Below are 13,423 nucleotides of genomic sequence, written 5' to 3' on the forward strand. Positions count from 1 at the left end.
AACAGAGACTCGCCCAACAAACCCGGACCGGCCGTAGCGTCGGATCACTGTCATCGGGAGGTCGAAAGTGCTGGTTGGTGGACATGCGCCGGTCGCCTGCCCCGACAAGTGGTCGTCGCCGGTGCCGTCCGGGATGCTGTTGCAGTCCCCACAGGTCGACGCGGCGCAGTCCGACCGGACACAGCAGTACGCCTTGGAGGAACCACAGGCCGGCGAGGTACGCGTCTACCTCGCCGAGAATCTGTTGAACGCGCCGACGCTGGCTCGTTCGCTGATGGAGTTGCCGCCGCGACTGCGCGTTTCCATCGACATCGTCATGCTGGACCCGCAGCCGGACCCGGATGAGGTGGTGCGGGCGGCGAACCGCCTTGCGGTGCCGATCCGGGTGCCGAGCAGCAGGGCGTCGGTCCTCGACCCGGAGGTGTTCGAGTTCGTCGACGGCTTCGGCCCGACGCTGCGGCCGTTCGCCACCGCGGCCCTCGTGCTCCCGATGGATACGCTGGAGGAGTGGGCCGGCACCGACCGGGTGGCGGAGCGGCTGGGCGTCCTGCCGGGCACCGAACCCGAGACGTATGCCATCGGCGACGGCTGGGTGCTGCAGGCCTTCGACTGGGGAGTGTGGGTCCGCCCGTCCACCGTCGCGGCCGCCGTCGCGGACGAGGTGCGCCGGACGTTCGGCGAGCCGGCCGGCGGCCCGCTGCTGGTCCTGTTCGGGGTGCGTGACAGCATCGTTCCGGACGCGGTGCTGCGCCGGGTCTACGGGCTGCGGAAGCGGTTGGCCACGTTCGCTGACTGGCCGCGCCTGCGGTGGCTGGGCAAGCGCGCACCGCGGCCGGCCGGGACGGCGGCGACCGTCGCGGCCAGTGCCGTCCACCTTGACCCGGGACAGCGCTCAGGTCTTGACAGTGCGGCCGGCCAGCAGCTGGCCTGGCACCTGGCGGACGTCGGTGCACGGGCTTTGGTCGTCCACGCCTTGGCCGGGCAAGTGGTGTTCGAGGACCGGCTGTATGACGAGGCCGGGCTCGCCGGCATCGTGCCCCCGGCGGTAGCAGGCGGACCGCTCCTGCTCGCCAGCGCTCTGGGCGAGCAGTCCCGGCTGACCCCTGACTATGCCGCCCGGTTCGCCGTGCTGCGCGGTGCCGACGTGATCGAGGTTGCTGGCCTCGGGTTCGGCGGCTCCGGCGGCACGGTGAGCGCAAACCCGCCGGCCGGCGGACTTCCTCTTGTGCTTGCCGTGCAGGAGGGCATGACAGCGATCCGCTACCGCGCCGACGGCGACACGCCGCAGCCATTGTCCCCAGATCTGTTGAACGCGTTCGTCGCGGCCGACCTCACCCCGCACCGGCCCGCCGAACCGCCGGTGCGACCGGTCGTCGACGCGGTCGACCCGCTGGACGTCGTCGCGTCCGCGGTCGGGGTGCCGCCCGGTCTTCTGCTGCCGATCGCCGACCGGCTTGCGACCGCCGCGGCCGGATCACGGGCGACCGATGCCGGCACCTTGCTGGCCGGGTTGCGCGCGGAACTGCGCGAATTCGGCGTACACACCGACTTGGACCTTGTGTGGCTGCTGACCCTCGCGGACCGGCACGGGCTCGGCACGGCCGGCCTGCCCGCGCTCTCGTCGTTGATAGCCCGAGGAGCACCGCTGGAACTGCTGGCCGATCTGCCGCATGACGCGGTCCAGCGGCTGCTGGACCGTGAGGGCGTGGCCCCGCCCGGCGGGTCGGCGTTGCGTGACGACCCCGGGTTCGTCGCGACGGTGCTGGGTCTGCTGCCGGCGGGCCGACACCGGCACATGCTGCTGGCACGCACATTCCCGACGTTGACCGGCGAACAGATCGATCGCACGGTGCTGTCGTCGCTCGGCGCGGGAGCGGCGGCGGACGCCGCCCTGGAGCTCGACCCGGAAACGGCGGCGCTCGCGGCGTGGACCGGGCGGGTGCCGGCCGACCTGCCCACGCTGGCGCACCTTGCCGGGACCACACCGGCGGTGCTGCTGTCCGTGGCCGCGGCACTGCAGACCGATCCCCGGCATCTGCTGCCGTTCCGGGCGCTGCTGCGGCGGGTCGGGTCGGCGGTGCTGCCGCACGGCATCGCGCTCGGCGACGTCGTCGTCGCGTTGCGGACGCTCGCGGAGACCGCTGCGGGTCCCGCCGGAGCGGACGTGCCGACGTTCTTCTGGCTGATCGCCAGCGCAGGCCTGGACGGCCCGGACGAGGAGCAGTTCCTCACCCGCCTGCGGCATGCGGCCGCGGCGTTGCGGTCCGGGCTGTGGCCCGCTCCGCTGGGCGACGTCCTGCACGCCCTGGCCGGCATGGACGCGACGACGGCGCCGCTCGGCGACCCGTTCGGCGGCGACCTGTACAGCGGGCTGCGGCAACAGTGGTGGTCGGCGCGGCTCGCCGTGCCGGTCGAGGAGCTGGCCGACCTCCGGGTCGACCTCGACGCGCTCGTCGCCATGGCCGCGACGCTCCCGGCCGGCCCGGGTCCGCTCGTGCGGTTCGTGCAGATGACCGGGCGGATCCCCGTCGAACTGCCCGGCCTGGTCCAGCGGTGGGGGGTCGGCGTGGAGGGACTGCTGGACGCGGCGGTGACGTGGAACGTCGAACCGGCCGCCCTGGCCCCGATGCGGCACCCGTCGGAGTTGCTCGACCGAAACACCAACATGTGGATGGAGTGGTTCTTCGGGGGAGACAGAGGCAGTGCCCTGGCCCTGCTGACCGACCTTGATCTCACGTTCGACGACGCCTGGTCCTTGCGGCACTCCGGCGACCTGGCGGACCGATGGTGGGAGTGGCTGTGGGGCCCCGACCGGATCCAGACGGTCAACGCGGTTCGCTGGCCCGCGCTGGCGCAACATCTGCGATCCTTCGCCGCCGACGCGTTCGCCGCCCAGGGCAACGACCCGCAGGTGCTGCACCAGCTGGCGGCACAGGCCGGGGTGAGCCCGACCCTGTTCGCGATGTACAGCCTGAGCACCGGCCGGGTCCCGCACGACCTGTTCGACCTGGCCGCCGCGGCGTCGGTGCAGCCGGCGCGGTTGCTCGCGCTCGCGTCCCTCCTCGGCGTTGACATCCGGTCGCTGACCGGCACGGGCCAACTGGCCGGGCTGTTCAACGGCAACGACGTCAGCCGACGGCACGCGGTGGAGGCCGTCGCCGGAATCGGTGTCGCTCACAGCAGCGGCCTGCCAAAGCCGGAGAGCCAGTTGATGGACGATCTGGCGGTGACGATCGCCGGTCGAGGCCGGGTGCCGACGGACCTTTTCGGGCTCGCCGACGAGCTCGGGATCTCGCCCGCCGTCCTGCTCGGCGTGTCCGCCGACTTCGACGCCGACCCGCGCGTGATCGCGCGGACCTTTCCGCAGCTCGGCACCGGCTTCGAACGCTCCCGGGCCGCGGTTGTCGAGCGATACGCCCAGTGGGCGGCTGAGCGCGGCCTCGCCCCGGCCGAGCTGAAGCCGTTCTTCGCGTGGCTGCACGAACCCGACCAGGTCGGGCGGCTTCCCAGCGAGCTGGGAGCGCTCGTCGACGAGTGGATACTCGCCGCCCTGCCGAGCGGCGGGCTCGACGACACCCTCGACGAGATGCGGACCAGACTGCGCGGGGTCGGCACCGACCTGCACACGGTGCGGAGCATGGCGAAGCGGTGGGGTGCCGGGCTGGGCGCACTCTACGCGGTCACGGTCGGCATCGGCCGGTTGCCGATCGAGGTGCCGGAACTCGCCGCAGCGCGTGGTCACCCGACCGGCCTGCTCGTCGACCTCATGCACGTGACGAGGCAGCATCCACTCGCCGTGCGGGGCCTGTTGACGGCCGTGGCCATCCCGCCGCACTCCGTGGAAGCCACGCCGCAGGAGTTCGCGGCCCAAACCGGGCGGTACTGGCAGCAACGCCTGCTCGCCCTGGGGAAGCCGGCCGGGCTCACCGCGGTGGAGTTGCGCGAGATCCTCGCCGATCTTGGCGCGGACCTGAACCAGGCCGGGACGACCGGCGAGCTGGGGGAGTTGCAGCGGAACTGGGTCTCGCTGGTGCTCGGTGGCGACCACGGGTCGGAGTACCCGCAGCTGTTCGGCTCGCTGCGACCGCTGCGGGATCTGGTGGACTGGCGGGTCGGACAGGCGGGCCTGGACCGCCTCTGGATCGAGCGGCTGGCCCGGTCGTCCGGACTCAGCGGCACGCTTGTCGCCGCGTTCAGCCTGCGCATCGGCCGGGTGCCGGTGGAACTGGCCGAATGGGCGCGGCTCGGCACCGCCGGCGACGGGCGGCTGCTGCTGCTCGCCGTCCTGCTCGGTATCGATCCCGGTGGGCCTGCCGAAGCGGAGCTGCGGCAGCTGCTGGACGTCGCCCCGGTCGGCGGCGGGCGGGAGATGCGCGGACCTGTGGGCGTCGCGCGGGCGGCCCTGGCGCAGCGCGGTGATGATCCCGAGTGGCGGCAGCGGCATCCACCCGAGTCGGCTTTCGGCGCCGACCTGATGGCCATCATCCGCCTGGCCCGCGGGTTGGAGCTCGAGCCTGACGAGGTGGTCCTGTTCTTCTCCTGGCTGGCCCGCGGTGGCCAGGGGCCGGCAGACCTCGCCGACGTGGACGCGGACGTCCTCCGCCCGATGCGGCGGGAATGGCTTGCCGCCGAGTTCAACGTGGCACCGTCCGACATCGCGGAAGATCAAGCCCGGCATCGGTGGCTGCGGCACACCCAGGCGCTGTCCCTGGCCGGGCGTCTGCGTGTCCCGCCGGCCGAGGTGCGGAGGTGGAGCCTGCGGTTCCGGCAGGTGCCAGTGGACCTGGCCGAGCAGGCGCAGCGGCTGCGGCTGCCTGAACCGGTGCTGTGGCATCTGATCACCAACCTGGAGATCGATCCGTGGGCCCTCGAACCGGTGCTGGCCGGCCGGGCGAAGCCGGGCCTGCCGGTGGACCAGGACGAGCTCGTCGCCGCCGTCCGGGCCGACCTGGAGGGATCGTCGGCGGCTTTCGGCGTGCCGGTCGGCATCGTCCTGCCGTTCCTGCTCGACACCGCGCAGGCCACGTTCGGGCCGCATGCGTCCGGCACGACCCGTGTGACCCGCGACGATCTGGACGCGTGGGCGGGAATGCTGCTCGGCCGGCGCGGGACTGACGACACACATGCCCTCAACCGGCCGGTCACGGCCGCAGACCTGGAGCCGCTGTCGTGGTTCGCGGAGGCGTTCGACCAAGACGGTGACCTTACCCGGGCAGCCCGCCAGATCGTCGTCAGTCCACTGTGGCTCGTCCTGACATCGGTCCGCGTCGGCAAGCTGCTGCTGGACCTGCCCGCGAGGGCCGCTAAATACCGTATGCCGAGCACCAGGCAGCTCCTCGCGCTCATGTCCGCGCACGGGTCCGATCTGTCCTCCCGGCCGGACAATCCTGTCGTGCTCAATCGGTACCGACAGCTACCGCAAACCGGCTTTCCATACCGAGAAGCGTGGACGCTCGCCCAGACCCTGAACGCACGCCACGGCGCGAACGGTGGCCTTTCGCCGCATGCGGCAATGCTGGGGCCATTCGTGGACTCGGTGCTCAGCAACGGGGGTGACCACGACACATCGGTGCGCCTCGCCGACCGGATCGTGACGGCCCAGCGCGCGATGCTCGCATCGCCGTGGTCCGGCGGCGAAACCGACGGGAGGCTCGATTGGCTGACCCCGCGCGCGGTCGAGCCGCTCGCCACCCGGCTCGGCGCCGACCCGCTGATGATCTGGGAGTTCGCGGTCTCGTTCTGGAGGCTCCCCAGGGACCTGGACGACCTCACCACGGCCCGGGAACTGCACGGCAGGGACCTCTACAGGATCGCGGACGCGCTCAACGTCGCCCCGTATCACCTTTCGCCGGTGCTGAAGGTGTACGACCCGCAGCGGCCGCTGGATACCCAGCTGCAGGAGTGGACGCGTCGGCTCCGCTCCTGGTCGGACATGGGGGACGAGAGCATGCTGATGCTCGCGTTGCACGGCCTCGACCTGTCGCTCGACTGGGACGGCAGCGTCGATGCCCTGCGTGACATGGTCCACGACTGGCTGGCCGTGACCCTCGGCGTGGACCGCACGACGTTTCGCGGTGCTGGACGGGTGGACCTGCGCGAGCTCTGGGATGTGGTGCGCCAGCTCGCCGAGCAGATCGGTGGGGACGGGGGTCAGCCGCGCGACCTTGAGCGGCTCGCGATGGCGGCCGGCGTCCCGGTGGTCTGGCTGCGCGGGGTCCAGGTCCGCACCCGCATGTCCCCGGCCGACATCGTTGACGCGGTCTCCGGCGGCGCGAGCGTCACCCCGTTGCTCGCGCTCGCCGCCGAGCTGGGCCGTCCCCCGGCGCGTATCAGTCTGACCCCCGAGCAGTCCGCCCGGCTGGTCATCCACCCGGTGGCCGGGTGGTGGCCGGCGGTCAAGGAGATCGCGGCCGAACTCCGGGCCGGCACCGCCGCCCCCGCACCCGCCGGCGGCCCGGTCGCCGAGGCAGAGGCGTTCATCGAACTCCTGCGGGCGGGTGTTGCGGTCCGCCAGGCGCGGATCGCGCAGCTGGTGGCGCATCTGCGCGACTACAGGATTCCGCTGCTCGACCTACCCGTCGAGATCCGGTCCGGCTACGTACGCCACTGGAACGTGTGGCAGGTCAACGCCAGCACCGGGACGCGGGAGGCCACCGAGCTGATGACCTTGCTGCTCGCGAGGGTCGCCGGCGACTGGTCACTGCCAGCGGGATCGGACGGGCAGACCCAGGGCGTGGCGGCTCCGGCACCGGTACGGGTCGTGCACGCCGATCCGGGCGGTCCGGCCGGCCGGACCGGACCGGCTGAGGGGTCGCTCTACCTCCGGCTCACGCTGCCCGGCCCGCAGCTCATCAAGTCCGCGCCGCAGGGGACGCGATTCTCCCGGGCCGTCGACTTCGACCGGCACCTCGGCGCGCCCTCCGACGGCATCCGTCTCGGCGACGGGGGCGGTATGTTCCTCGAGGATCTGCTCGCGGCGTACCGGCACCGTGGCGGCTTCGTGCGCTTCCGTGGGCCGGACGGCGGGTCCGGACGCGGTTTCGACGGCGTCGTGCGGCACATCAGCGGGCAGCGGTACGGGCGAGGCATCGTGCTCTACCGGGAGACCGGTGCCGCCGGGAGCACGACCGGTGTGCTCAACGTGTACCGCGGACCGAGCGACGAGGTCGTATTTCTCGACGCGCTCACCTTCACCCCGGCCCGGCTGCCCGCCGCCGACGTCGTTGACGTGCTCTTCCTCGACACGACGCCGCAGCCGCTGAGCCTGCGCGGCGCCGACCCGGCCGACCCGCGCGAAGCATGGGACTGGCAGGACCAGCTCAGCGACTGGGCCGCCGAGCTCGGCATCAGCCGCGCCGACGCATACCGGATCGCTAGCGACATCGGGGTGCAGAGCGGCTGGGTCGGCGACTTCAACACCGTCAAGGACCGGTGGGATACGACGGTGCTGGGGCTGACCCCGGACCTGTATCGCACGCTGAAGGCACTCCCGGCTGCTGAGCAGGACCACCTGCGCCGGAACCTGCGGCACCTGGCAGGCGAGAACGGCTGGACCGCCCAGCAGGTCAGCGAGGCCGCGACGGCGCTCGGCATTTCTCCCGAGTGGTTGCGGGGCGCCCTCCTGCTCACCGGCGCGCAACCGATCGACCTGAACAACTTCGAGGACCGGCAGGATGCCCACCTGCGGCGGGCAGAGCTCGCGGTGGCGGTGGAGTTGCGCCGGGCACCGGCCGACCTCCCCCTGACGGACGACCAAATCAAGCGGTTGAGCACACCCGATCCCGCGGGTTGGTTCGCGGCGGTGACGCAAACGGCTGAGCAGCTGCGGTTCGCCGGGTCAACACCCATCTCGAAGGCGAACACCCAGGTGTTCCATCTCATCCCGTTGCATTCGCTGGACCGCTTCGTGGACGAGTCCGTGGACGGGACGGACGAATACCTGGACGTGCTCGTGGAGGCGCGCGACCGAGCCAATGCCGAATCCGTCGACTTCGCCACCCTGTCGCAGGACGTTCTGCGGGCATACCTCCAGTTCGTGTCTCATCAGGACGTCACCCGCCTGGCCGGCGCCGTGCTGCGTGAGGCCGCGGACGGCTGGAGACTGCCTGGCGGCAAGGACGTCCGAGTCGTGCACGCCGGGTCGGCGGGACCCGCGATCGCCCTGGTGCTCGGCCAGCTCGAGCTACCCCGGCCCGGCGGCGACGGCCTCCCCGAGGTGCCCGCCGGCTCCGAGCCGGCGGAGGCACTCGTTGCCCGCGCGCTCGCGGTCGACGCCTGGCGCCGGAGCCCAGCCTCAGGCCGGCAACACTTCCAGACCAGGAAACTGTCGCTGGGCGCGCTCGTCGGGCACTACCCGCACAGCGGTGGATTCGTCCGCCTCCTGGGCCCGAACGGCCGCCGGGTGCCCGGCTTCGGCGCCGCCGTCGCTCACCTGGCCGCTACCGGCGGTGCGGGCATCCTGCTGCACCGCAGCGTCGACGACGCCGGCCGGCCGGTCCAGACGATCCTCAACGCAGTCGTCGTGGACGGGGCCGTGATACTGCTGGACCCGCGGACGCTGGCCCCCGCCATGGTGCCCACCGGCCGGCCGGTCGACGTGCTCCTGCTGCCCACCTCGGCAGGTGTACCGGAGAGCGGGATCGAACCGGTCGACCCGGATGCGGCGTGGGCACCGACGTTCGCGGAACTCTTCCCGCCGGTGCCGCTGATCCTTCCGCCCGGCACGGCCGAGATCGACGGCGGCGCGCTGCTCGTCGGTGCTCACGCCACGGACCATCCATCGCGCACGGCGATCGTCGAACTCACCGTCGGTCTGCGGTCGCCGGTCGTGATCCTCGACGCTCCGGTCACGGACGCGAACCTCACGACACTGGGTGCGCTGCTGGAACGTCTCCGGCTGCAAGGGCGGCTGCCGGTCGTGGTGCATCCGGCCACCCTGACGCCGGCGCTGCGCGACCTCGGCACCGCGCACGGTGTGGCCCTGGTGCACAAGGCGTCCCCGGCGGGCTCGCTCACGGTCCCCCGGCTGGGCAACGTGTGGGCAGCGACCGGTCCCGGCCGCACCCCGGCGCTGTACGGCGAACAGCCGACGCGGCAGGTCTTCGAGGCGGCCGCGACGATGACCGCGCTGCTGTCGCAGCCGGCGCCGGCAACACTCGGCGAGTGGCTGAACACGGCGGCGGCGGCCGACTGGAGCGAATCGCAGCGGCTCCTCGACGACCAGCTGGGCGATCTCACGCAGCCGGCCGTGCGCGCATGGCTGGACGGCATGACGGCCCGGGCGGCACCCGGCGACAACACGGCCGCGATCCACGCCGCGCTGCTCGACCTGGCCGGGCTCCGCGCCGCGCACCACGGCTACGAATTCCTCGCCGCGTCCGGCCCCGCGGCCCGGATGGAGGCCGCGCTGAAGCCGCCGGTCGCTGTGCTGCACGGCGTGCTTGAGCCGCTGGTGCGCCTCGCACAAGGCACCGCGGAAGGCCCGGTCGACCAAGCCGACGCGGCGGTGCTGGAGGCGCTACGGCACATCCTCACCACCGACAGCCCGACGCCCAAGGTGTTCGACCGCGAGCGCATCCGGCACCTGTCGGAGGATGAACGTATCAAGTGGACGGACCGGCTCCGCGAGATCGGCGCGGCATTCGACGACGGTTCGGCCCAGAAGGCGGCGTTGGCGGAGCTGCGGACGATGACGCTCAACTGCTGACCCGGACCGCAGTGTTTCAGCGGCGTTACGTTTTGCTGGTGGATGCCCGTTTCGCACGACAGGGAGGGCTGGAAGGTGGACTCGTCGCGTTCCGTGCCGCGGCCGTAGCGTCTGCCGTTGATGTTGGCCTGGAAGTTTCGGGAGGTTGGCGTGCCGGATCGCCGCCAAGCCTTGGAGATTGCCGCGTTCGAGGCGTGCATGCTCGTGCGATGCACCGCAACATTGAGCCGCGGCGCTCGTGACGGGACCAGCAGCGGCTCGCAACCACGGCTCGCGCGCGTCGAACCTGGGCCGCTCGCCGAGTTCAGCCGGTCCAGCGGGGCGGATCGGCTGGCCGAACTGCTGCAAGCCATCGGCAGGTCGGCGAGCGTGTCCCGGTACACGGCCGGCAACCGGCACCGCTACGAGATCTCGCAGGTGTACTCCGAACTCGGCACCCCCGGGCTGCTCGAACGCACCTGGCAGCAGGGGTATGTCGAGATCTGTGGACGTCCGCACCACCTCGGACTGCCGCATCAGCCGCGCCGGGCCCGGCACACCCGCCTGCTGTCGGAGGCGGCCTGGCGCGCGATGCTCCTGGTGTCCGGTCCCACCCGCGCCAACACGCCCGGCCTGCGAGTCGCGGACCTCGACACCGCGACCTTGCTGGTCCGCGCAGGTCGGATTCTGCGGGTGCCGGTGCGGATGGTCACGCGCCCGGGCCGCCAGTTGCTGCTGGTTGTGCCGGGCGGCGCGCGGATCAGCGGGGCAGGGTCGTGACTAACACGTGTGCGGGCCGTCGAGTGGGTCTGGACCAGGCTGCCCGAAGTTCGTGAATAACTGGGTGGCGTTCCCGCCTGAACAGTCCCCAGCCGCACGGCGACCTGTACCGCGCGGCCCGGGAACTGGCCGGCGAATTCCCGTCCCTCGATGTGGGCCGCGGAGCCGGGCGACGACAGGCTCGACGGCGACGTGGTACTGGAGCTGCTCCTGGATGCCCTGCCGCCCATCTCCGGCGACGAGCGCGACGTGGTCACCCTTGCGGTACGCGAGACGCGGGACACCGACGCGCCATGGACTGCCGGCGGCATCGCGCGGTCGGCGCTCATCTCGCGTTGGGCCGAGGAATGGGCGCAGCGGCTGGGGCAGCCGGTGAACGTCGTCGCCGACGTCCTGGAGCACCGCTTCGCCTGGCTGTCGCCTAGTGCCGTCGAGGCGGCCGCCGCCGTGATCGGTGAGGGGGTCGACCCCGCCGAGGTGTGGCGGTTCGCGGTCCGCGTCGAGCGCGTGCCAGACCACCTGGACCGGGTCGCCTCCGGCTGGGACGTTACGCCCGCCGAGCTGTTCCGGCTCGCGGTCATCTTCGACACCGACCCGCGCCACCTGACCCCGGTGCTGCGGGTGTACGACCAGCACCGGCCGCTGATGGACCACATCGCCGAGTGGGTCGCATGGTTCGACCGGTGGACGGACGTACGACGGGACCGCGGGCTGCTGATGACCGCCATGCACGACACCGGCATGACCGTCGAATGGGAAGGCACCACCGAGCAACTCCGCGACATCGTCGACACCTGGATCGCGACAACCCTCGGCCAGGACCTCAACGCACTCCGCGAGCTCGAACGGGCCGCCCCGATCGACGTCCGCGCCGGCTGGGAATTCATGGCAGCGGTGATCCCGGTGCCGCGGCAGAGCACACCGTTCACCACGCTCTCCTGGCAGTTCCGCGTGTCGGTGACGTGGCTGCGCGGCGCACTGCTCCGCTTCAGAACGAGCGCATCCGATCTCGACCGGCGGACCTGGGGCAGGGCGGACCTCGCGCTCGCGGCCGACCTCGGGTATTGGCCGGAGCTGAGCGTTGAGGACGCCGCACCGCTGTACGTCCGCCACGGGCCGTCCGGGTGGTGGGCGGCCGTCCGGGAAGTGGCGGCCGCTGTCCGCCGCCGACCAGACGCCGGAGCTCGGGGGCACCGGAGCCGTGGGTCGGACAGCCGATCGGCCGCCGGTAGCACACCGTCGGACGACTGGGAGCGTTTTGTCCGGGAGATCCTGCCGAACTCGCAGATCGCGATTGACCTGGCACTGCTCCTGGCGTTCCCGCTGCTCCCACTGCCACCGGTCGAGACCCCCGGCGAGTGGTTCGCGCAGCTGGGCGAGCGGTTCACGACGTACGACGAGAACGAACTCCGGGCGATACACCCGCGGATCAGGATCGCTGCCACCCGGCTGCGGTTTGCGACCGCCTCGGCCGAGGCGGAGGCGGAGGCCGCCACACGGCTGATGGCCGAGTTCGTCGCACTGCTCGGCGAACCTTGGCCGGTTCGGGACCTGACCGGCGGTCAGACCGTCCGGGTGGTCCACGCGACATACGTGGAGAACCGCGCATCGCAGGTCGAAGTCATGGGGTACTTGGGGCGGGCCATCGAGTTCTTCGGTGATCAGCGCTTCGTGGACTGGATGGAGCGCACGCCCGCCCCCGAGCGGGCCTGGCTGTCGCGGGCGCTCGGCGTCGATCGCCTGACGTGGTGTTCCTGCCCACTGGCGGGCATGCCCTGCCGGGTGGGCGAACCGAACCGGTCGACGCCGACGCGGAGTGGACCGGCACCTTGGCTGCGATGTTCCTGCCGCCGCTGCTGCTGCCGGACGGGGTGACCGAACTGGTGAACCAGCTGGGCGGCGCCGCGCTCCTCGTTGACGGCACGGGCCCGAGGAGTCCACTGTGGAGGACCATCAGAAGGCTCGCCGGCCCACGGCTCCCGCGGCTCGTGGTCATGGATCAGCCGAGCGACGACGCGGCGCGGGCGAGGCTGAAGGTGCTGCTGGAACGGTTGCGGCTGCGTGGTGAGGTGCTGGTTGTCGTCGCGTCGCGGTTGACGGCGGCGCTCGGCGTCGTCGGCGAACAGTTCGGGGTGCCGATCGTTCATCAGGCTGCGCCGCCCAAGGGGCACCCGGCTCCGCGGCTGGGCAACGTGTGGGCGGTGACCAGCCCTCGATCCAGGCGGGCCGAACACTACGGGGACACGCTGACCGAACAGGTCATCGACCACGCCCGGGAGCTGGCGCTGCCGGCACCGACCGCTCCGCCGCTGCTGGCCTTGTGGCTTGACGCCTGGGCGCGCGGCGATCGGGAAGGGTCGGCGACCATCCTTGCCGACCATCTCAAGCACCTGACGTCCGAGGCGGTCACGGACTGGCTCGCCGAGATCGCGCAACGGACTCCAGGGGATACCGGAGACCCGCAGCTGCACGACGCGATCGTCCGGCTGGCCCGGCGCAACCACGCTGACCTCGCCTACCGGTTCCTCGCCGCGTCTGATGTGGCTGCACGGGTCGAGGCGACATTCTCAGTCGCGCCAGTACAACTGCCCGACGTGTCCGGGCTGCTCGGGCACCTCGGCCGGGCAGCCGCAGCAACACCAGCCGACCGCGCCAACGCCGCCGTCCTGCAAACGCTGCACGAGATCCTCGCCGGACAACGCCCGAATACCAATTGGTTCCCGGCAAACATCATCAAGCATCTCGCCCAGGTCGACAGGCTCCGATGGGACGGCCAGCTCAGCGACCTGACCGGAAACCCGCTGTTCAGCCCCGACCAACACGCCGCACTCAGCGAGCTGCGACGCCTCACCCTCACCTGCTGACACACCAACCATAGGGCAACGAAAAGGCCCGCTGCGTTCAACGTGGCGGGCCTTTCGCGTGTCGCAGCCGGGTGTGGTGGTGGAGGCGCGTCAT

4 protein-coding genes are annotated in these 13,423 nt (G+C 71.7%); all 4 read left to right on the forward strand.

Features of this window, described 5'->3' with window-relative positions; all coding sequences use genetic code 11:
* The first annotated feature begins 67 nt into the window (after window positions 1-67).
* The 4 genes from ACQEVZ_RS39815 (at window position 68) to ACQEVZ_RS39830 (ending at window position 13,329) form a co-directional block, all read left to right on the forward strand.
* On the forward strand, window positions 68-9,706 hold the full coding sequence (locus tag ACQEVZ_RS39815) for a hypothetical protein (protein ID WP_433376339.1): 9,639 nt from the start codon (window positions 68-70) through the stop codon (window positions 9,704-9,706).
* A 369-nt stretch (window positions 9,707-10,075) separates the two neighbouring features.
* Window positions 10,076-10,465 carry a hypothetical protein gene (locus tag ACQEVZ_RS39820; RefSeq protein ID WP_433376342.1) on the forward strand — a complete coding sequence of 130 codons (390 nt, stop codon included), beginning with the start codon at window positions 10,076-10,078 and terminating at the stop codon, window positions 10,463-10,465.
* A gap of 150 nt (window positions 10,466-10,615) precedes the next feature.
* Window positions 10,616-12,340: a hypothetical protein gene (locus ACQEVZ_RS39825; protein ID WP_433376345.1), complete on the forward strand. Its 1,725-nt coding sequence runs from the start codon at window positions 10,616-10,618 to the stop codon at window positions 12,338-12,340.
* Window positions 12,304-13,329 carry a hypothetical protein gene (locus tag ACQEVZ_RS39830; RefSeq protein ID WP_433376348.1) on the forward strand — a complete coding sequence of 342 codons (1,026 nt, stop codon included), beginning with the start codon at window positions 12,304-12,306 and terminating at the stop codon, window positions 13,327-13,329. Before ACQEVZ_RS39825 ends, ACQEVZ_RS39830 begins: the two co-directional genes overlap by 37 nt.
* The last annotated feature ends 94 nt before the right edge of the window (window positions 13,330-13,423 follow it).

This window comes from Dactylosporangium sp. CA-152071 (assembly GCF_050936335.1).
GTDB classification, from domain to species: domain Bacteria; phylum Actinomycetota; class Actinomycetes; order Mycobacteriales; family Micromonosporaceae; genus Dactylosporangium; species Dactylosporangium maewongense.

Excerpts from the sequence above, each read along its gene's own strand:
- ACQEVZ_RS39830 (WP_433376348.1), top strand. The coding sequence starts at position 12,304 with ATGTTCCTGCCGCCGCTGCTGCTGCCGGACGGGGTGACCGAACTGGTG.
- ACQEVZ_RS39825 (WP_433376345.1), top strand. The coding sequence starts at position 10,616 with ATGTGGGCCGCGGAGCCGGGCGACGACAGGCTCGACGGCGACGTGGTA.